The sequence below is a fragment of the Brevundimonas sp. LPMIX5 genome (genome assembly GCF_003576505.1).
Taxonomy (GTDB): domain Bacteria; phylum Pseudomonadota; class Alphaproteobacteria; order Caulobacterales; family Caulobacteraceae; genus Brevundimonas; species Brevundimonas naejangsanensis.
Genome location: NZ_QWTZ01000002.1, coordinates 174,096 through 193,997, shown reverse-complemented (window position 1 = coordinate 193,997; position 19,902 = coordinate 174,096). Strand labels below are relative to the sequence as shown.

Annotated in this window: 22 protein-coding genes; 4 read left to right on the top strand and 18 right to left on the bottom strand. The window is 65.6% G+C overall.

Going from position 1 to position 19,902, the window contains the following annotated elements; translation table 11 throughout:
- Positions 1 to 4 precede the first annotated feature (4 nt).
- From D1604_RS01920 to lipA, 12 genes are all read right to left on the bottom strand, one after another.
- On the bottom strand, positions 5 to 1,282 hold the full coding sequence (locus D1604_RS01920; protein ID WP_119411963.1) for a pyruvate dehydrogenase complex dihydrolipoamide acetyltransferase: 1,278 nt from the start codon (positions 1,280 to 1,282) through the stop codon (positions 5 to 7).
- Positions 1,279 to 1,587: a DUF5076 domain-containing protein gene (locus tag D1604_RS01915; RefSeq protein ID WP_119411962.1), complete on the bottom strand. Its 309-nt coding sequence runs from the start codon at positions 1,585 to 1,587 to the stop codon at positions 1,279 to 1,281. Before D1604_RS01915 ends, D1604_RS01920 begins: the two co-directional genes overlap by 4 nt.
- A complete protein-coding gene (locus D1604_RS01910; protein WP_024352834.1) occupies positions 1,587 to 1,904 on the bottom strand; it encodes a DUF5076 domain-containing protein in 318 nt (105 codons plus the stop codon). The genes D1604_RS01915 and D1604_RS01910 overlap by 1 nt, the downstream gene beginning before the upstream one ends.
- A complete protein-coding gene (locus D1604_RS01905) occupies positions 1,901 to 3,256 on the bottom strand; it encodes a pyruvate dehydrogenase complex E1 component subunit beta (protein ID WP_024352835.1) in 1,356 nt (451 codons plus the stop codon). Before D1604_RS01905 ends, D1604_RS01910 begins: the two co-directional genes overlap by 4 nt.
- Before the next feature lie 3 nt (positions 3,257 to 3,259).
- Positions 3,260 to 4,288, bottom strand: a complete 1,029-nt coding sequence (gene pdhA, locus D1604_RS01900) for a pyruvate dehydrogenase (acetyl-transferring) E1 component subunit alpha (RefSeq protein WP_119411961.1) — start codon at positions 4,286 to 4,288, stop codon at positions 3,260 to 3,262.
- A gap of 112 nt (positions 4,289 to 4,400) precedes the next feature.
- The gene (locus tag D1604_RS01895) at positions 4,401 to 4,721 is read right to left on the bottom strand and encodes an FtsB family cell division protein (protein WP_029673127.1); all 321 of its coding nucleotides are present in this window, start codon (positions 4,719 to 4,721) and stop codon (positions 4,401 to 4,403) included.
- A gap of 153 nt (positions 4,722 to 4,874) precedes the next feature.
- Entirely contained in the window at positions 4,875 to 6,152 is a 1,278-nt protein-coding gene (gene eno / locus D1604_RS01890; RefSeq protein ID WP_003169372.1) for a phosphopyruvate hydratase, read from the bottom strand.
- Positions 6,153 to 6,234: 82 nt separating this feature from the next.
- Positions 6,235 to 6,840 (bottom strand): hypothetical protein, encoded by a 606-nt coding sequence (locus tag D1604_RS01885; RefSeq protein WP_119412411.1) that lies wholly within the window; start codon positions 6,838 to 6,840, stop codon positions 6,235 to 6,237.
- A 112-nt stretch (positions 6,841 to 6,952) separates the two neighbouring features.
- Complete coding sequence (gene rpmF, locus D1604_RS01880; protein WP_024352840.1) at positions 6,953 to 7,135, bottom strand: 50S ribosomal protein L32; 183 nt, start codon at positions 7,133 to 7,135, stop codon at positions 6,953 to 6,955.
- A 148-nt stretch (positions 7,136 to 7,283) separates the two neighbouring features.
- Entirely contained in the window at positions 7,284 to 8,405 is a 1,122-nt protein-coding gene (locus tag D1604_RS01875) for an NAD(P)/FAD-dependent oxidoreductase (RefSeq protein ID WP_119411960.1), read from the bottom strand.
- A 4-nt stretch (positions 8,406 to 8,409) separates the two neighbouring features.
- Positions 8,410 to 8,862 (bottom strand): type II toxin-antitoxin system RatA family toxin, encoded by a 453-nt coding sequence (locus D1604_RS01870; RefSeq protein ID WP_003169367.1) that lies wholly within the window; start codon positions 8,860 to 8,862, stop codon positions 8,410 to 8,412.
- A 4-nt stretch (positions 8,863 to 8,866) separates the two neighbouring features.
- Entirely contained in the window at positions 8,867 to 9,841 is a 975-nt protein-coding gene (gene lipA, locus D1604_RS01865) for a lipoyl synthase (protein WP_024352843.1), read from the bottom strand.
- 217 nt (positions 9,842 to 10,058) lie between these two features.
- Between lipA and D1604_RS01860 the strand changes: the two genes are divergently transcribed.
- Together D1604_RS01860 and D1604_RS01855 are read left to right on the top strand one after the other, a co-directional pair.
- The gene (locus D1604_RS01860) at positions 10,059 to 11,615 is read left to right on the top strand and encodes an AMP-binding protein (RefSeq protein WP_373561206.1); all 1,557 of its coding nucleotides are present in this window, start codon (positions 10,059 to 10,061) and stop codon (positions 11,613 to 11,615) included.
- Positions 11,616 to 11,697: 82 nt separating this feature from the next.
- Positions 11,698 to 12,108 (top strand): DoxX family protein, encoded by a 411-nt coding sequence (locus D1604_RS01855; protein ID WP_119411958.1) that lies wholly within the window; start codon positions 11,698 to 11,700, stop codon positions 12,106 to 12,108.
- A 21-nt stretch (positions 12,109 to 12,129) separates the two neighbouring features.
- Here the strand turns inward: D1604_RS01855 and ygiD are convergent, their stop codons facing one another.
- The 3 genes from ygiD to D1604_RS01840 all read right to left on the bottom strand — a co-directional run bounded on the left by ygiD (position 12,130) and on the right by D1604_RS01840 (position 14,325).
- The gene (gene ygiD, locus D1604_RS01850) at positions 12,130 to 12,885 is read right to left on the bottom strand and encodes a 4,5-DOPA dioxygenase extradiol (RefSeq protein WP_119411957.1); all 756 of its coding nucleotides are present in this window, start codon (positions 12,883 to 12,885) and stop codon (positions 12,130 to 12,132) included.
- A 121-nt stretch (positions 12,886 to 13,006) separates the two neighbouring features.
- A complete protein-coding gene (locus tag D1604_RS01845; protein WP_119411956.1) occupies positions 13,007 to 13,471 on the bottom strand; it encodes a hypothetical protein in 465 nt (154 codons plus the stop codon).
- Positions 13,468 to 14,325 carry a M15 family metallopeptidase gene (locus D1604_RS01840; protein WP_024352848.1) on the bottom strand — a complete coding sequence of 286 codons (858 nt, stop codon included), beginning with the start codon at positions 14,323 to 14,325 and terminating at the stop codon, positions 13,468 to 13,470. The genes D1604_RS01845 and D1604_RS01840 overlap by 4 nt, the downstream gene beginning before the upstream one ends.
- Positions 14,326 to 14,443: 118 nt before the next feature.
- On the opposite strand from D1604_RS01840, the gene D1604_RS01835 reads away from it, so the two are divergent.
- Positions 14,444 to 15,829, top strand: a complete 1,386-nt coding sequence (locus D1604_RS01835; RefSeq protein ID WP_024352849.1) for an MFS transporter — start codon at positions 14,444 to 14,446, stop codon at positions 15,827 to 15,829.
- On the top strand, positions 15,830 to 16,618 hold the full coding sequence (gene mazG / locus D1604_RS01830) for a nucleoside triphosphate pyrophosphohydrolase (RefSeq protein WP_119411955.1): 789 nt from the start codon (positions 15,830 to 15,832) through the stop codon (positions 16,616 to 16,618).
- A gap of 1 nt (position 16,619) precedes the next feature.
- Here mazG and D1604_RS01825 read toward each other — a convergent pair whose 3' ends face one another.
- Genes D1604_RS01825 through hfq form a run of 3 tightly spaced genes read right to left on the bottom strand, consistent with a single transcriptional unit; the run spans position 16,620 to position 19,815 of the window.
- Positions 16,620 to 18,248 (bottom strand): Na+/H+ antiporter, encoded by a 1,629-nt coding sequence (locus D1604_RS01825; RefSeq protein WP_119411954.1) that lies wholly within the window; start codon positions 18,246 to 18,248, stop codon positions 16,620 to 16,622.
- Positions 18,249 to 18,255: 7 nt separating this feature from the next.
- Complete coding sequence (hflX, locus tag D1604_RS01820) at positions 18,256 to 19,569, bottom strand: GTPase HflX (RefSeq protein ID WP_119411953.1); 1,314 nt, start codon at positions 19,567 to 19,569, stop codon at positions 18,256 to 18,258.
- The gene (hfq, locus tag D1604_RS01815) at positions 19,570 to 19,815 is read right to left on the bottom strand and encodes an RNA chaperone Hfq (RefSeq protein ID WP_003164861.1); all 246 of its coding nucleotides are present in this window, start codon (positions 19,813 to 19,815) and stop codon (positions 19,570 to 19,572) included.
- Positions 19,816 to 19,902: the final 87 nt, after the last annotated feature.

Genomic DNA, 19,902 nt, shown 5'->3' with positions numbered 1-19,902 from the left:
TCCCTTACGCCAGCATCGCCACGGGATCTTCGATCAGCGGCTTGAACGCCTGCAGGAAGCGAGCGCCCGTCGCGCCGTCGACCACGCGGTGATCGCAGGTCAGGGTGACGGTCATGACCGTAGCCACGGCCAGTTGGCCGTCCTTGACGACCGGGCGTTGTTCGCCGGCGCCCACGCTCATGATGCAGCCCTGGGGCTCATTGATGATCGAAGTGAACTGCTTGATGCCGAACATGCCCAGGTTGGACACTGAGAAGGTGCCGCCCTGGAACTCTTCCGGCTTCAGCTTGCGCTCACGCGCCCGCTTGGCCAGATCCTTGGACTCGGTCGCGATCTGGGCCAGGCCCTTGGTTTCGGCCTTGCGGATGATCGGCGTGATCAGGCCGCCGTCGATCGCCACCGCCATCGAGACGTCGGCGTTGTGGTGCATGGCGATGCCTTCGGGCGTGTAGGAGGCGTTGGCCTCCGGCACCATCTTCAGGGCAAGCGCAGCGGCCTTGATGACGAAGTCGTTGACGGAGACCTTGATCCCCTGCGGCTCCAGCATCTTGTTGACCTTGGCGCGGACAGCCATCAACTGGTCGATCTCGACGTCGATGAACAGCGGGAAGTGCGGCACGTTCTGAACGCTGTCCACCATGCGGCGGGCGACGGCCTTCTTCATGCCGTCCAGCGGAATCAGGTCGTAGGTTCCGTTCGCGATACCCATCTGAGCGAGCGACAGAGCCTTGCGCGGTTCAGCGGAGGTCGCGGCCGCAGCAGCGGCGGCCGGTTGAGCGCCGCCCTTGCCCGCGGCTTCCACGTCGCGCTTGACGATGCGGCCATGCGGACCGGTGCCCTTGACGGTCTTCAGGTCCAGACCGGCCTGGGCGGCCAGACGGCGCGCCAGCGGCGAGGCGAAGATGCGTCCGCCGTCGTCGGACTTCGGCGCGGCCGGAGCAGCTTCAGCCTTGGGAGCCTCAGCCTTAGGAACTTCCGTCTTCGGCGCTTCAGCCTTGGGGGCCTCGGCCGGAGCATCAGCCTTCTTGGGCGCGGGCGCCACGGCGTCGCCGGACAGGCGGGCGATCGGCGTATTGACCTTCACGCCCTCCGAGCCTTCCGGCACCAGGATTTCGAGCACTTCGCCTTCATCGACGGCTTCGACTTCCATCGTCGCCTTGTCGGTCTCGATTTCAGCGATCACATCGCCGGCAGAGACGGTGTCGCCGACCTTGACGTGCCACTTGGCCAGCACGCCCTCTTCCATCGTCGGAGACAGGGCGGGCATCAGGATATCGGTCATTGAGCGGTCTCCGTCTTGACGGTGGAGGCGGCTTGGGCATGCGCCCTGTCCCAGCTGTCGGAGATGGCCTTGAACGCCGTCGGCTGATCAAAGCCATGATGCTCCGCATAGGCGTGGGAGTAGTGCCACGCCAGTTCGGCCAAGACGACGCCGATGTTGCCGGGCTCCGCCAGCGCGGGCCGAATGTTCATGATGGGGCTCGTGCCGTTCCACCAAACGCGAGCCAATTCGATGACCAGGTCTTCGGGCGCGTTCAGACCTTCAGGGATCGGCAGAGCGCGTTGTTCCAGGGCGGCGGCGTCCATCAGGCGCTCCCCTTCGGCTGCAGGATTGGCTCGGCGACAGTGCGCACATTATCGGCCTTCACTACGTCCGAGAGGCCTTGCAGGATGCGATTATAGGCTTCGCGTTCGTTATGACCGTGCCTCACGGCATAACCATGCGCCATATGTCGCGCGGCATAGGCCAGCAGTTCCCCGAATTTGATCGGGTCGTTGAAGGCCGGCTTCACCGACATGACCGGCTCGTTCTTCGACCACCACATCCGCAGGATTTCGATAGCCTCCGGATCAGCAGCGACGCTCTCCGGCATGGTCAATTGAAATTCAGGGTTCTCGCTCACGCCATCACCTTCTTTACGGCGGCGACGATCTTGTCGACGCCCGGCAGAGACAAGGCTTCGAGGTTAGCGGCGTAGGGCAGCGGCACGTCTTCCTGGTGCACGCGCAGCGGCGGGGCGTCCAGATAATCGAAGGCGTGCTCGATCACGCGGGCGACCACTTCGGCGCCGACGCCCATCGGGCCCCAGCCCTCTTCGGCCGAGACCAGACGATTGGTCTTCTTGACGCTCTCAACGATGGTCTCGTGATCCAGCGGACGCAGGGTGCGCAGGTCCACGACCTCGACCGACACGCCTTCTTCGGCCAGCTTTTCAGCCGCCTGCAGGGCGAAGCCGACCATGCGGCTGTGCGCCGTGATGGTGACGTCCGTGCCTTCGCGGCGGACCTTGGCCTTGCCGATCGGCACGACGTAGTCCTCGACGTCCGGAACGTCGAACTCCAGGCCGTACATCATCTCGTGTTCGAGGAAGACGATCGGGTTCGGATCGCGGATCGCGGCCTTCAACAGGCCCTTCGCGTCAGCAGCGTCATAGGGCGCCACGACCTTCAGGCCCGGGATCTGGGCGTACCAGGCCGAATAGTCCTGGCTGTGCTGGGCGGCCACGCGGGCGGCGGCGCCGTTGGGGCCGCGGAACACGATCGGACAGCCCATCTGGCCGCCTGACATGTACAGGGTCTTGGCCGCCGAGTTGATGATGTGGTCGATCGCCTGCATGGCGAAGTTCCACGTCATGAACTCCACGATCGGCTTCAGGCCCGAGAAGGCCGCGCCGACGCCTAGGCCGGCGAAGCCGTGCTCGGTGATCGGGGTGTCGACCACGCGGCGGTCGCCGAACTCCTGCAGCAGATCGCGGCTGACCTTATAGGCCCCCTGATACTGGGCGACTTCCTCGCCCATCAGGAAGACGTTCTCGTCGCGGCGCATTTCTTCGGCCATGGCGTCGCGCAGGGCGTCGCGGATGGTCGTCTTCACCAGCTTGGCGTCAGCTGGAATTTCCGGGTCACGAAGTTCGACCTTCGGTTTCACCGGGGCGTCGGCAGGCGCGCCTTCAGCCTTGACCTCGGGGGCGGCGGCCGCAGCAGCCTCGGCCTTGGGTGCGGGCGCGGCAGCGCCGTCTTCGCCGGCCAGACGCGCGATCGGCGTATTGACCTTCACGCCTTCGGAGCCCTCGGCCACCAAGATTTCGAGGACTTCGCCCTCATCGACGGCTTCGACTTCCATCGTCGCCTTGTCGGTTTCGATCTCGGCGATCACCTGACCGGCCGACACGACGTCGCCAGCCTTGATGTGCCACTTCGTCAGCGTGCCCTCTTCCATCGTGGGGGACAGCGCCGGCATAAGAATGTCCGTCACGTATCAGGCCTCCACGTAGACGTCGGTGTAGAGCTCGGACGGATCCGGCTCAGGGCTCTCTTGAGCGAACTGCACAGCTTCGGCCACGATGGCCTTCACTTCGTTGTCGATCGCCTTCAGCTCGTCCTCAGTCGCCTTGGCGGCGGCCAGAAGCATCTTGATATGGTCGATCGGGTCGCGGGTCTTCTTGACCTCGTCCACCTCTTCCTTGGTCCGGTATTTGGCCGGATCGGACATGGAGTGGCCGCGATAGCGGTAGGTCTTCACCTCAAGGATGTAGGGCCCTTCGCCGGCGCGGGCGCGGGCCACGGCGCGGGCGGCGGCGTCGCGGACGGCCAGCACGTCCATGCCGTCGACCTGTTCGCCCGGAATGCCGAAGCTGGCGCCGCGCTGATACAGTTCCGTCGTCGAGGACGAGCGTTCGATGCTCGTGCCCATGGCGTACTGGTTGTTCTCGATGATGTAGATGGCCGGCAGCTTCCACAGCTGGGCCATGTTGAAGCTCTCGTAGACCTGACCCTGGTTGGCCGCGCCGTCGCCGAAGTAGACGAAGCTGACCGAGTCGTCGCCTCGATACTTGCCCGCGAAGGCCAGGCCGGTGCCCAGCGCCACCTGGGCGCCGACGATGCCGTGGCCGCCGTAGAAGCCGGTCGGCACGTCGAACATGTGCATCGACCCGCCCTTGCCGCGCGCCGAGCCGCCGATGCGGCCGGTCAGTTCGGCCATGACCTCATTGGGATCCATGCCCGCAGCCAGCATATGGCCATGGTCGCGATAGCCGGTGATGATCTTGTCGTAGCCCTGCTTGACGCTCTCCTGAACGCCGACGGCCACGGCTTCCTGACCGATGTACAGGTGGCAGAACCCCCCGATCAGGCCCATGCCGTAGAGTTGGCCCGCGCGCTCTTCAAAGCGTCGGATCAGGACCATCTCGCGATAGAAACGCAGCAGGTCTTCCTTGGAAGCCTGAGGCGTGTTCGGAATCTTGTCGCCCGCGCTGGGCGAGGTTTTCTGAGCGGCGGCTTTCGCCATCCGGCATCTCCCGGCTTACACCCCTGTATCAGGGACTCTTATCGTTACGGAAAGGGGCTTTAGCAGCCTTCGTTCCCGAAACCAAAGCAGCCGGCTACGCTGTAACAATAGTTCAGGAGGCGCGCGTAGCCTCGGGGGCGCGTCCTGCGGGACCGTTCAGCCGAACAACGTAGTCGCGTGGGTCGGCGAAACCGATCACCGCCCTCGCCCGCTCTTCCAGCAGATCCCTCGAAAGGCTCTCGGTGCGCAGATAGCGGACACGCACTTCCAGATCCTGACGCTGTTCGTTCAGACGGGTCAGCTGAGACTGGCGCTTGGACAATAAAGCGTCGCGTTCTGAACCACTTAGCAGGCCGCGCTCACCCGTCAGGGCCTGAACGCCCAGATAGGCGATCAGCAGCAGCAACAGTACAGTCGGCAGGTATGGCTTCATCTGCTCGGGCACAACGGACGCTCCTTCTGAGCGCGCACAAACACGGTGGCCCATCAGTGACCGAAAATGCCTAACGAACCGTAGCTTGGCCGTAATTGCGAACGCCGCCCCCGGGGTTCGGAAGCGGCGCCCGGCACATCTTCGTGATGAAGTTTATTTCAGCAGCATGCCGTCGCCGAAATAGGCGGCCTGGTCGCCCAGCATCTCTTCGATGCGCAGCAGCTGGTTGTACTTGGCCGTCCGGTCCGAGCGGGCCAGCGAGCCGGTCTTGATCTGACCGCAGTTGGTGGCCACGGCCAGGTCGGCGATGGTCGAATCCTCGGTCTCGCCCGAACGGTGCGACATGACGGCGGTGTAGCCCGCGCGGTGGGCCATATCGACAGCGTCCAGCGTTTCGGACAGGGTGCCGATCTGGTTGACCTTGATCAGGATGGAGTTGGCCAGGCCTTCGCCGATGCCAGCGGCCAGACGGCGCGGATTGGTCACGAACAGGTCGTCGCCGACCAGTTGCACCCGGTCGCCCAGACGGTCCGTCAGCAGCTTCCAGCCGTCGAAGTCGTCTTCGGCGCAGCCGTCCTCGATCGAGACGATCGGGAAGCGCTCGACCAGGTCGGCCAGGTAGTTGACCATGCCCTCAGCGTCGAAGGACTTGCCCTCGCCGGTCAACTCATACTTGCCGTTCTTGAAGAACTCGGTCGAGGCGACGTCGAGCGCCAGGTGGAAGTCCTCACCCGCCAGATAGCCGGCCGCCTGACCCGCCTTGGTGATGAAGGTCAGGGCTTCGTCGGCCGAGGCCAGGTTCGGGGCGAAGCCGCCCTCGTCGCCGACATTGGTGTTGTGACCAGCATCCTTCAACGCCTTCTTCAGCGCGTGGAAGATTTCGGCGCCCATGCGCAGGCCTTCCGAGAAGCTCTCGGCGCCCGTCGGCATGATCATGAACTCCTGGATGTCGATCGGGTTGTCGGCGTGGGCGCCGCCGTTGATGATGTTCATCATCGGCGTCGGCAGGATGCGGGCCGAGACGCCGCCGATGTAGCGGTGCAGCGGCAGGCCGGCCGAGATGGCGCTGGCCTTGGCCACGGCCAGCGAGACGCCCAGCATGGCGTTGGCGCCCAGGCGCGACTTGTTCTCGGTGCCGTCCAGCTCGATCAGCGCCTCGTCGATGCGGCGCTGGTCCTCGGCGTCCATGCCGGACAGGGCGTCGAAGATTTCGCCGTTGACGGCGTCGACCGCCTTCTCGACGCCCTTGCCGCCCCAGACGTCCATGTCGCCGTCGCGCAGCTCAACGGCTTCGTGCGCGCCGGTCGAAGCGCCCGACGGCACCGCCGCGCGGCCGAAGCTGCCGTCTTCCAGCATCACGTCCACTTCAACCGTCGGATTGCCCCGGCTGTCGAGAATCTGGCGGGCGACGATGTCGACGATGTCGGTCATGAAAGACACTCTGTAGTGAATGGTGGGAGTTGTTCGAGGCGTTTAGCCCGACCGTGCGGAATCTCCAACCGCCGCTCCGCGATCAGGAGCATCCCTCGACATACTGGATGCTGGGGCCGCCCGCGTGGATGAAGGCGACCTTGCCGTCCTGACCGATCTCGAAGTTGAAGCCGCGCGCGGCGGGGTCCGTGACATAGCCGCTCGACGGAGAGGTCTTGCCTGACCAGATCGTGACGTAGGCAGCCGGCGCATCCTGATATTTGTGAGGCGTCACCTCAGCGACGGAGCCGTAGCGAGCCTTCAACTGCTCGCCGTCAAAGCCCACGCCGACGCCGTCCTCGGTCAACACATCCGACCCTCTGATGGCGGTCAGGCGCGTGAGCACGCCCTTCTCAAGCATCACAAGAACACCCTTGGGACCACGAGGCGGTTGGTATTGACGACATTCAGAAGGTTCCGCGTCCGCGACGTTGGCGGGAGGCGGGCCGACAGCGGCGTCCACCTCGGCCTGAGACATTCCAATTCGCAGCGGCCCATAGCCCTGAGGCGTCAGAACATCCGCTGCGGCTGTCGGAGCCGCAGGTGCAGAAACAGGAGGCTCGGCTTCAGGTGTTTTGGCGGTTTCCGGAGCGTTGCAGGCCGTCAGGGCCAACAGGGCGACGGAACTGAGAACGGCGTTGCGGATCATGAAAGGCGCTCCTGTCTTGCACACGCCGTCCATAACGCACGAAAACGGCGCGCGATGTCATCGCGCGCCGTCAAAACTTTCGTCCGGCCGAAGCCGGTCAGACCCGAAAGACTTAGTCTTCCTGCTGGGTCAGGACCTGACGGCCTTTGTACATGCCGGTCTTCAGGTCGATGTGGTGCGGACGACGCAGTTCGCCGGTGTCCTTGTCTTCGACATAGGTGTTGGCGCCCAGGGCGTCATGAGCGCGACGCATGTTGCGACGCGAGGGGGAGGTTTTGCGCTTCGGAACGGCCATGTCCGTCTCAATCTCTAAGTCGGTGCGCCGGTGAAGACGCGAAAACAACAGCGGCGGCCCCCCGATAAGAGCCGCCACGCGAGGGCGGGCTTATGCATGAAGACGCAACCGATTTCAAGGGCCTCGACGCCGTCAGGCCTACCGACCGTCAAACCCTTGCCGTCAGGCTTTGCGCCACGGCCTCGCCGATGGCCAGCGAACTGGTCAAGCCAGGGCTTTCGATGCCGAAAAGCGCCATCAGCCCTTCCAGCCCGTGATTCGCCGCGCCATGAAGCTGGAAGTCCGGCTGCGGCTCACCCGGCCCGTGCAGCTTGGGCCGGATGCCGGCGTAGTCAGGCGTCAGCCGCTCGACCGTCACGCCCGGCCAGAACCGGCGGATGTAGCGGGCGAACTCTTCCGCCTTGGCCGGATCGACGGAATAGTCCTCGATCTCGACGTAGGCCAGATCGGGACCGAACACGCCCTGCCCGCCCAGATCCTTGCGGTAGTGAGTGCCCAGCGCGCCGGGAATCGGCGGCGGATAGATCAGACGGTTGAACGGCGCCGCTCCCGTCAGGCGGAAGTAGATTCCCTTGCCCAGATGACGCGCAGGAATATCCGCTGCCGGATAGCCCTCGATCCGCACGGCGACTTCCTGAGCCGACAGGCCGGGCGCGGTGACCAGAAGACGGCTGGTCACGGTCATCGCCCCCTCCCCGCCCACACGGATCGAGAAGCCGCCGCCCGGCAGGCTTTCGGCACCCTCGAACGGCGCCGAGATCACAACCGCGCCGCCCGCGTCCTCGATCTCGCCCTGAAGGGCCAGCATGTAGCCGTGGCTGTCGAACACGCCGCTCTCGGGCGACAGGATGGCGGCGTGGGCGTTCAGTTCCGACTCCAGCGCCCGCGCCTGCGCGCCGGTCAGGTGCTCCAGGTTTTCGACGCCATTGATCACGGCTTGCTGGAAGATGGCCTCGATGCGCTCGACCTCGGCTTCCTCGGTCGCCACGACCAGCTTGCCGCACTTCCAGTGATCGACCTTGCGGCTCTCCAGGAAGTCATAGAGGGCGCGCCGCCCTTCGACGCAGAGCTTCGCCTTCAGCGAGCCGGTCGGGTAGTACAGCCCGCCGTGGATCACCTCGGAATTGCGCGAGGAGACGCCCTGGCCGATGTGCGGCTCCTTCTCCAGCACCAGCACCGTCAGGCCGCGCCGCGACAGCGCCCGACCACAAGCCAGCCCCACAGCCCCCGCGCCCACGACCGTCGCATCGAAGTCGAAAGGCGCGCCCATGGTCTTACCTCTTGCCGTAGAGGGCCTTGGCGCGGCCCTCGAAACACTGGATCAGCTTGTCGACCGCCCGGTCGAAGTTCGCCTGAAGCATCATGTCCAGCATGCGCGACTTGAAGGCGAAGTCGATAAAGAATTCCAGTCGCGTCCCCTGCGGATGCGGATGGAACTCCCAGCGGTTCTTCAGGTGTTTGAACGGGCCGCGGATCAGGCCGACCTCGACCTTGGGCGCATGGACGTCATGGCGCACCCAGGTCGAGAACTTCTCGGTCAGGAAGGCGAAGCCGACCCCGGCCTCTGCGTCCAGCAGATGCACGCCCGGCGCCTCGTCGCGCACGTTCCAGACGCGCATGGAGGTGATCCACGGCACGAAGTCGGGATAGGCGCGCACGTCCGCCACCAGGGCGGCGAGTTGTTCCGGCGCATAGGGCAGAATGCGCGTTACGCGATGGACGGCCAAAGGATCAGCGGCCGTTCCGGGACGACAGCTGAGCCTCGCGCGCCGCCTTCAATCGGGCGAAGTCGTCGCCCGCGTGGTGCGACGAGCGCGTCAGCGGCGAGGACGACACCATCAGGAAGCCCTTGGCCCGCGCGATCGCCTCATAGGCCTTGAACTCTTCGGGCGTGACGAAGCGGTCGATCGGGGCGTGCTTGCGCGTCGGCTGCAGGTACTGGCCGATGGTGATGAAGTCGACGCCGGCGGACCGCATGTCGTCCATCACCTGCATGACCTCTTCCTTGGTCTCGCCCAGACCGACCATGATGCCGGACTTGGTGAACTGGTTGGGGTCGCGCTCCTTGACCATCTGCAGCAGGCGCAGGGAGTGGAAGTAGCGGGCGCCCGGCCGTATCTTCAGATACAGGCGCGGAACCGTCTCAAGGTTGTGGTTGAAGACGTCGGGCGTGGCGTCGATCATCACCTCGGCCGCGCCGTCCTTGCGCAGGAAGTCAGGCGTCAGGATTTCGACCGTGGTGTTCGGCGCCTGCAGGCGGATCTGGCGCACCACCTCGGCGAAGTGGGCGGCGCCGCCGTCCGACACGTCATCGCGGTCCACGGAGGTGATGACGACGTGGTTCAGGCCCATCTGGGCCACGGCCAGACCGACCTTGGCCGGCTCTTCCGGGTCCAGCGGCTGCGGCAGGCCGGTCTTGACGTTGCAAAAGGCGCAGGCCCGCGTGCAGGTGTCGCCCATGATCATCAGGGTGGCGTGCTTCTGGCTCCAGCACTCGCCGATGTTCGGGCAGGCGGCCTCTTCACAGACCGTCACCAGCCCCTTGGAGCGAACGATGTCCTTGGTCGCGTTGTACTGGCCCGAGCCGGGCGCCTTTACGCGCAGCCAGTCCGGCTTTTTCAGCACGACCGAATCCGGCCGGTTCTGCTTTTCCGGGTGACGAAGCTCGGATGGCTTCTTCTGCAAGGTGTCGATCAGCGTGACCATTGTCGGTGGTCTGAATCCTGTTTTCGAGGGCGGCCGGATTTCCGATGCTATGTCGGCTTTCCGTAGTGCAAACGCAAGGCACACTGCGTTTCAGTCCGACGCCGGAACAGCCTCACGCAGCGTTACGCATCTTTTCAAGCCGACCTTACGTCACTAGGTTCCGGCCTCTTGTAACCGAGAGGGCCGTCTGAGAGCCCTCCGAAGGAGGACGTGCTTGCTGCGGGCAGCCCTGGACCCCAAGGTCTATGAAGAGACCCTGTTCGACGCGCTGGTCGATGCGCGCGCCCGCTACGGCGACAAGGAGATTCTGGAGGACCAGGATCGCCACCCCCTGACCTATACAGGCCTGATCCGCGCCGCCTTCGTGCTGGGCCGCAAGATCGCCAGACTGACCCAGCCGGGCGAGCGCGTCGGCGTGCTGCTGCCGTCCAGCGCGGGCGTGGTGGTGACCTTCTTCGCCCTGCACGCCTTCGGCCGGGTGCCGGTCATGCTGAACTTCACCTCGGGCGAGGCCAATCTGAAGGCCGCCCTGAAGACGGCGGGCGTAAAGAAGATCCTGTCGGCCAAGCGCTTCGTGACACAGGCCAAGCTGGACAACCTGATGGAGGCCCTGAGCGAGGTTTCCGAGATCGTCTGGCTGGACGACATCCGCAAGACCATCGGCCTGGCCGACAAGCTGTACGGCCTCAGCGCGGGCATGGCGCCCAAGCGCTTTCGCGTGAAGACCGACCCGGATTCGGCGGGCGTGGTCCTGTTCACCTCGGGCAGCTTCGGCGCGCCCAAGGGCGTGGTGCTGAGCCAGAAGAACCTGGTCGCCAACGCGCGCCAGGTGGCGGCCCACATCGACCTGGATCCCGACTGGGTGATGTTCAACCCGCTGCCGACCTTCCACTGCTTCGGCCTGACGGGCGGGGTCATCCTGCCGCTGCTGCAGGGGTTGAAGGCGTTTGAATATCCCTCGCCGCTGCACGCCAAGCAGATCACCGACCTGCTGCCCCAGGTGAAGGCGTCGATCCTGTTCGCCACCGATACCTTCCTGAACCAGTACGCCCGCGTGGCCGAGCCCGGCGACTTCGCCACCCTGAAGTTCGCCGTGGCGGGCGCCGAAAAGGTCCGCGAAGAAACCCGCGCCGCCTTCGACGCCAAGTTCGGCGGCCTGACCCTGCTGGAAGGCTACGGCGCCACCGAAGCGGCGCCGGTCGTGGCCGTGAACCATCCCGACCGCAACCGGCCGGGCACGGTGGGTCAGATCCTGCCGGGCATGGAATACCGGATCGAGCCGGTCGAGGGCATTGCGGTCGGCGGCCGCCTGTTCCTGCGCGGCCCGAACGTGATGGAAGGCTATATCTCGCCGAACGATCCGGACAATCTGGAGCCTCTGGCCGACGGCTGGCACGACACCGGCGACATCGTCGACATCGACGCCGAGGGTCACATCACCATCCTTGGACGGGTGAAGCGCTTCGCCAAGATCGGCGGCGAGATGGTGTCCCTGACGGCTGTTGAAGGCATGGCGGGCGCCGTCTGGCCGACCGGCCACCACGCCGTCGTCGCCGTCCCTGACAGCAAGAAGGGCGAGCGCCTGGTCCTGGTCACCGACGTTGCAGGAGCCGAGACCGCTCAGTTGACGGAGTGGGCCCGAGAAAACGGTGCGCCCGAACTGGCCGTGCCGAAACGGATCATCAAGGTCGACAGCATTCCCGTCCTGGGCACCGGCAAAACCGATTATGTGACGATCCAGAAGCGGGTCGAGGATGAATTGAAGGGCACCTGACAAGGCGCTTGCCGTTCTCGGCCAGTGTCATAACCTCGACGGTTCGGTCCCGCTCTCGGGACGCCACGACCGAGGAGACTTCATGGCTCGACGTTCGACATCCCTGGCCGGCTGGGAACCGCATTTCCTCAGCCTTCTCAGAATTGTCTCCGGCCTGCTGCTGCTTCAGCACGGCGCGCAGAAGATTCTCGGCTTCCCGCCGGGCGGAGGAGGCCAGGGCATTAACCTGTCGACGCTGGCGGGCTGGTCCGGACCGATCGAACTGGTCGGCGGCGTGCTGATGGTGCTGGGCCTGTTCAGCCGCCCGACGGCCTTCATCCTGTCCGGCTTCACCGCCGTGGCCTATTGGATGGTTCACGCGCCGCAAAACCCCTACCCCATCAACAACGGCGGGGAGCTGGCGGCCCTCTACTGCTTCGTCTTCCTGTATCTGGTCTTCGCCGGACCGGGGCCGTGGTCTCTGGACAGCGCCCTGCGCGGCGGCCGCCGCTGACACCCGCGACGCGGCGTCCGGTCAGCCGATCCGGACGCCCGTCATCGAGATCGAGCCGCCGTCGATCACATCATTGAAGAAGCTCAAGGGCTCGCCCGGCGCCTGCTGAGCCGCGACATAAAGCAGCGGCAGATAGTGCTCGTCCGTCGGGACGCTGAGCTGCGCCTGCTCGGCCAGATGGACCCAGTCGATCAGGGCGTCATGGTCGCCCGCCATGAAGGCGCGTTTCACCGCCTCGTTGAAGTCGACCGCCCAGTCATAAGGCTCCCCGCCCGCGCGCTTCCACGTCCGCAGATTGTGCACGAAGTCACCCGAACCGGCGACGATCACGCCCTCATCCCGCAAGGGGCGCAGGCGCTTCGCCAGCTCATAATGGGCGCGGGCGTCGATGGTGCGGTCCAGCGACAGTTGCACCACGGGCACGTCAGCGTCTGGCCAGACGTGGGCCAACACAGACCAGGTTCCGTGGTCGAGCCCCCATTGCGTCGTGGGCGCGGCCCCCGTCAGCTCCGACACGCGGTTCGCCAGGGCGGGAGAGCCCGGCGCCGGATACTGCATGGCGTGAAGTTCTGGCGGGAAACCTCCGAAATCATGGATGGTTTCTGGTTGCTCCTGCGCCGTCACCCCTAGCCCGCGTGTTTCCCAGTGGGCCGAGACCATGACAACGCCTTTAGGCTTGCCGACGTCATGACCCAAGCTCCGCCAGGCCTCTGCAAAAGGACCGCCAAGGGCGTTCATGGGCGAACCATGACCAAAAAAAAGTGCGGGCTGGCGCATGACCTTAACCGTGCTGCTTCTTGGGCGTCACGGCTCCGATGAGAATGAAGTACGATGCCTATTCGGCAACAGTGTTGGTGACTGATTTAGGCTTCTCACGCAGGTCCGCAAGACTCTCGCCTCAAAAATCCGACGTACCGATCGGACAGACACGCTGGTAGAAGGCCGGATCGGCGGGAACCCGAGCGCCTCGCGACAGCAGAAAGCGGTGCTCGACCACCATGGCCTGCTGTTCGATATTCAGGCCGATCCAGTCGCATCGGTCATCGACGGGATAGGCGTAGGCGCCCGGCCCGTCGCCCGCCTTCAGCTTGCTGGTCAGCAGGTTGACGCCGTTCTGCGCCTGCCAGACGTGAACGAGTTCATGGATGAAAACCGCCTGCGTCCTCAACGGCGTCTGCGACAGGTCCGGCGCCAGCGTCGCGCTGGGCCAGACGATCCAGTCACGTCCGAACCAGCGCCCCGGCACGAAGGCGCGATCAAACGGCCAGGGCGAGCCCAGAAAGCGAATATCGTCCAGCCGCAGGTCGCGTCCGAACACCTCGCGCGCCAGCGCCGCTTCGCCGTGCGCCAAGGGGCGGATCATCGACCGACCCACTCCCAATGCCAGGGCTCATAAACATAGGGGACGAAGCCGAACCGCCCCGCATTCTTGACCAGCCAGCGATAGGTCGGGGTCTGGCTCATGTGGCGGCGGCTGTGAACATCGGTGGAATCAACGCCCATGCCCTGCAGGTGGCCGACATACAGATCGACCGCCGTGCCGGTGCGGTGCGGCGAACAGACGGCGCGGCGCAGGCCGTCGCAATTGCCGTCACGTGCACATCGGGCGGCGTCAGCCTCCGGGTCACGGAAGGAAGAAAAGACGCGCAACAGTTCCGGCTCAGCGGCGATCTCCGGAACTTCGGCGCGGGCAGCCGCCGCCATCGCGCGATAGGCCTCGAGCACGTCGCGGCGCAGCAGGCGCGTCAGACGTTCAGCATGTTCCTCGCCCGTCGTCAGATAGGCCAGGTCGGCGACGGGGGGCGGATCAGGGCATTCCCCCCTCACCCGCGCCATGACGAAGGGCCGCCGCTCCTGCCACAGGCCCCGCAAGACCTGAAAGGTCGCCTGGTCGAACCGTCCGCTGGCCGTCAGCCCATAGCGCGCCTGGAACGCCGCCAGGGCTTCAGCGAACCCCGCCGATGTCGGATCGCAGGGCGAGCCGACCTCATGCTGGATCAGCGGCACATAGGCTTCCCAGCCCAGTTCCGACGGCCCGAACGGAACCCATTCCAGCGCATATAAGGAGATGGCGTTCGCCTCGGCCGTATCGTCCCAGGCGCCGGGCGCCCGATCGCAGATCTGGGCGGTCGGTGCAGGTTCCGGCGCCTCGGCGTGAGCCTGTCCTGCGAAGGCGGCGGCCAAGGCGGCGATAACGAAGGCGGACGCTTTCCACATGCCCGCAGCAGGCCTCAGGATGAGAGTCGCCGCAAGCCCTCGCGGTCTTCGCGCCTGCGTCGAAAACCTGCATGGTGACGATTGCGGCCGACTCGCGCCGCGATCGGGCCGTGACCGCATGACCGCAACCGCCGCGCCTTCGTCCGCCACAGCTGCGCCCGACGCGCCGCGTCGCTCCAACGCCATCCTGGCCGCCTTCTCAGGGCCCTGCCTGCCGCTGGCGGCTTTCGGCGTCGCCCTGCCCGTCACCCTGCCGGAGTTCTACGCCACCCATGTCGGCATCGAGATGGGCATGGTGGCCGCCGTCTTCATGGCGGTGCGGCTGATCGACATCCTGTTCGACCCCTTCATCGGCTGGGGGATGGACCGGACGCGCACGCGCCTGGGCCGCTATCGCCCGTGGATGGCCGTGGCGACGCCGATCCTGATGCTGGCGGCGCTGATGATGTTCGTGACGGTCCAGCCGGGCGCCGGGCCCGTCTACCTGTTCGCCTGGCTGCTTGTACTCTACCTCGGCTTCTCGATGGGAACGCTGGGGCAGTTGGGCTGGGCCGCCGTTCTCGCGCCGCAATACGACCAGCGCAGCCGCGTCTATGGCTGGTGGCAGGTGTTCAACATCATCGGCGTGATCCTGATCCTGATCCTGCCGACCATCGTGGTGAAGACAGGCCTGGGGAACTACGTCGACGGGGTGCGGATCATGGGCTGGGCCATCATCATCGCCCTGCCCCTGACCATCGGTCTGGCGATGGTGGCCGTGCCCGAGCCGGTCAACGCGGGCGCCGCGCCGCACGGCGGGCCGCGCGCCTATCTGGCCCTGTTCAGAATGAAGACAGTGCGCAAGCTGCTGATCGCCGACCTGCTGCTGGGCATTGCGCCGGGCATCACCGGGTCGCTGCTGTTCTTCTTCTTCGGCCAGATCAAGGGCTACGATCACACCCAGGCGTCGCTGTTTATGCTGATCTACTTCATGGCGGGCCTGGTCGGAGCGCCCATCTGGGCCTGGCTGGCGACCCGGATCGGCAAGGATCGCGCCCTGGCCGTGGCCAGCCTGATCTTCGCCGTCTTCTACGTTGGCGCGACCCTGGTGCCGGGCGGGAACTTCGCCCTGACGGCGGTCGCCATGTTCATCGCCGGCCTGCCCTATGCGGCGGGCCTGTTCCTGCTGCGGGCGATGATGGCGGATGCGGGCGACGAGGTGCGGCTGGAGACGGGCGTGGACCGCACCGGCCTGATGTTCTCCATCCTGTCGGCCACGACCAAGATGGGTCACGTCTTCGCTCTGCTTCCTTACGCCATTCTGCCGCTGGTCGGGTTCAAGGCTTTGCCGGGGCCGGAGGGGAACAGCGACTTCTCGCTGTTGATCCTGCAGATCCTGTTCATCGCCGTGCCGGGCCTGCTATTGGCGGCCACCGCCTGGGTGCTGAAAGGCTATCCCCTGACTGCGAGCAGGCACGATGAAATCCGCGCCGCCCTGGCGCAAAGAGACGCCGGACACGCCTGAATGACCCACCCCGTCGACCGCCTGAAGGACATTATGGTTCGCCTGCGCGATCCGAACGGCGGCTGTCCCTGGGACGTGGAGCAGACCTTTCAGACCATCGCCCCCTATACGATCGAGGAAGCCTATGAGGTCGCCGACGCCATCGAGCGCGGCGACATGGACGAGCTCAGGATCGAACTGGGCGACCTGCTGTTCCAGGTGGTCTTCCACTCGCGCATGGCCGAGGAAGCCGGGCATTTCCGGCTGGAAGACGTAGCCGAGGCCATGGCCGACAAGCTGATCCGCCGCCACCCGCACGTCTTCGGCGACGAAGCCGCCCAGGCCACCGGCCCGGCCCAGAAGGCCCGCTGGGAAGACATCAAGGCCGCCGAGCGCAAGGCCAAGGAACAGCATGGCGTGCTGGACGACGTGCCGGTCGGCCTGCCCGCCCTGACCCGCGCCGCCAAACTGACCAAGCGCGCAGGCCGTGTCGGCTTCGACTGGCCCTCAACCGACGAGGTCTTCGACAAACTGGCTGAGGAGGTCGAGGAACTGCGCGCCGAAATCGCGGCGGGCGACAAGGACAAGGCGCGCGAGGAGTTGGGCGACCTGCTGTTCGTCGTCGCCAATCTGGCCCGCAAGCTGGAGGTCGAGCCCGAAGACGCCCTGCGCGCCGCCAACGCCAAATTCGTGCGTCGTTTCGAGTTCATCGAAGCCGAGTTGAAGAAGGATGGCCGCGCGCCGGAACAGTCCGACCTGCCCGAAATGGACGCCCTGTGGGACGCGGCGAAGGCGGCCGAACGAGCCTAAGCTAGATGTAGCGCAACTCCTGCAGGTCGATCTCGCGGATCAGCTTGCGGGCCGTCTCTTCGTCGATCAGCCGCTGACGGCCCAGGCGGACCAGTTCCTCTCGCTCTGCGGCAAGGCCCGTCAGACGCAAGCGGCGCTCAATCTCGTCGGAGCGGCGGGCCTGGACCACGGCGTCGGCCTCCATGCTGGCGCGCATGTCGATGCGGTGGCGATAGACTTCCATCACTCGTGTGGCGGTTTCGGTGTAGAAGTCGGGGTCCGCCTTGCCCTCGGCCATCGCGTGCTGGGCGTCCTCGATGGCGCGGATAGCGGCCCAGGCGGCTGCGACGCGAGAGCGGTTTTCCTCGGCCTGATGATCATCCTCGGGCGGCAGTTGGACGCCCTTCAACAGGCGCGGCAGGGCGATAGTCGCGAGCACCAGCGAGACGATGATCACGCCCGCCGCCAGAAAGATGGCCAGGTTCCGCGCCGGCATCGGCGACCCGTCGCCCAGATAGAAAGGCAAGGTGAGAATGCCGGCCAGGGTGATGGCGCCGCGCACGCCCGCCAGAGACATGACCGCCACGAGCCTCAAACCGACCTTAGGCGGGGCGCCGCGACCCTTGCGGCGGAACAGGGTCAGTTTCAGCGAGGTCCACACCCAGACGAAGCGCAACACCGCCAGCGCCGCGACGATGGCGAAGACATAGACCGCCAGCCACCATAACTCGCTGTGCTGGGTTGTGCGTGTCACCTCGGCGGCGCGCGCCATGATGGACGGCATCTGCTCGCCCAGGATGACGAAGATCAGGCCGTTGGCGACGAACTGCACCGTGTCCCAGACCACAGCGCGGCGAATGCGGGTCGCGGCCAGGGCCGAGCCTTGACGTTCGGTGAAGCTCATCGTCACGCCCGCCGCCACCGCCGCCAGAATGCCGGAAGCATGGATAGTTTCGGCCGCCAGATAGGCCGCAAAGGGCATCAGCAGGCTGATCAGGATCTGGCCGCCGACATCTTCGCCCCAGCGACGGCTGATGAAGGCCTTCACCAGTCCTATGGCGAGAGTGACGACGATGCCGACCGCCACGCCCGCCAGAGCCAGCCAGGCGAAGGTTCCAAAAGCGCTGGTCAGAGAAAAGGCGCCGGTCGTCGCCGCCAGCACGGCGATCCGCATACAGGTCAGGCCGCTGGCGTCGTTCAGCAGGGACTCGCCTTCGAGGATGTGCATCAGCCGCTTGGGGATCGGCGCCCGCCCGGCGATGGCCTGGACCGCAATCGGGTCCGTCGGCGACAGGATGGCCGCCAGGGCGAAGGCCACGGCCAGCGGCATGGCCGGGATCATCCAGTGGATCAGAAAGCCCAGCCCCAGAACGGTGAAGACCACCAGCCCCAAAGCCAGCTCCAGGATCACCACCCTGTCCCGGAACAGCGCCTCCTTGGGGATGCGCCAACCGTCCACGAACAGCAGCGGCGGAAGGAACAGCAGGAAGAAGACATCCGGCTTCAGATCGACCGACTCGCCGGTGATCAGCACCACCCCCGCGCCCAGCGCGATCTGCACCAGAGGCAGGGCGATGCGCGTGATGCGAGCCACCCATCCCGACAGCACCACGGCCAGCAACAGGAAGAGGATGGTCTCGATCAGATGCATGACGGGATCAGTCGATCACATCCGGATACAGCCGTTCAAGTCGCCCCAGCGCGGCGGGATGCAGACGGACCGTCAGATGAACCCGGCCGCCCTCGTCGGTCTCGCGCCCCGTCACGCGGCCGTTGGCGTAGAGCCACGCCAGCAGGTCGCCGCGATGCGGTTCGACCGTAAGCTGCGTTTCGGGGTCATCGTCGATCAGGGCGGCGATGGTTTCGCGGAGCGCCTCGATCCCCTCGCCTGTCCAGGCGGACACAGCCACGGCCGTTCCCTCGCGCGCCAGACGTTCGGCCTGACCGACCACGGCTTCCCGCGTTTCGGGTTCCAGCAGGTCGATCTTGTTCCAGACCTCAAGGATGCGTCGCGTCTTTCCTTCCGGCGTCGGTATCTGCTCGAGCACCGTCTCGACGTCCTTGGCCTGGGCGGCGCTGTCGGGCGAGGCGATGTCGCGCACATGCAGGATCAGATCGGCCTCCCCGACCTCCTCCAGCGTGGCGCGGAAGCTCTCGACCAGTTCGTGCGGCAGATCGGAGACGAAACCCACGGTATCGGCGATGATGGCCGGACGCCCCTGCGGCAAACGGATGGTGCGCTGGGTCGTGTCCAGGGTGGCGAACAGCAGGTCCTTGGCCATCACCTCAGCCCCGGTCAGCTGGTTGAAGAGCGTCGACTTGCCCGCATTGGTGTAACCGACGAGGGCGACAGACGGGAACGGGACCTGTTTGCGCGCCTTGCGGTGCAGGCCGCGCGTGCGGCGCACCTCTTCCAGTTCGGCCTTCAGCCGGACGATGCGGTCGGCGATCATCCGCCGGTCTAGTTCGATCTGGGTTTCGCCGGGGCCGCCGACGCCGCCCGTGCCGCCGCGCTGGCGCTCGAGGTGAGTCCAGGTGCGGACAAGACGCGAGCGCTCATATTCCAGCCGCGCCAGCTCGACCTGCAATCGACCTTCGCGCGTGCGGGCGCGGCGGCCGAAGATCTCGAGGATCAGGCCGGTGCGGTCGATGACCTTGATGTCCCAGAAGCGTTCAAGGTTGCGCTGCTGCACCGGGGTCAGTTGATCGTCGACGACAACCGCTTCGGCGTCGGCCGCCAGGATCAGGGCTGAAATCTCTTCCAGCTTGCCCCGACCGATCAGGGTGGCGGGCGTGACGGATCGCAGGCGCACGATCTCCTGCGCGCGGACGTCAAGGTCCAGCGCCTGGGCCAGGCCCACGGCTTCTTCCAGGCGTTCGGAAGCATGGCGCGCATTGTCGCCGCGACGGTCGGGATGGATGACGACGGCCCGGATCAGCGGGACGGCGTGGTCAATGAGTTTGGAGGTCAATCAGTCTTCTTCGGCGTCGGGCTCGTACAACTGCACGGGCGCGGACGGCATGATGGTCGAGATGGCGTGCTTGTAGACCAGCTGCGATTGGCCATCGCGACGCAGCAGCACACAGAAGTTATCGAACCAGGTGACGATGCCCTGAAGCTTGACGCCGTTCACCAGAAAGATGGTCAGCGGCGTTTTCGTCTTGCGGACGCTGTTCAGGAAGGTGTCCTGGAGGTTCTGTCGTTTGTCTTGCGACATGGCAGGTTGATCCTGTTCTTGGTCTTTTTCATCGACGGCGGAATGGCCGCGAGGCGGGATGTCGCCCGCATTCGCGACCTTAGCCAC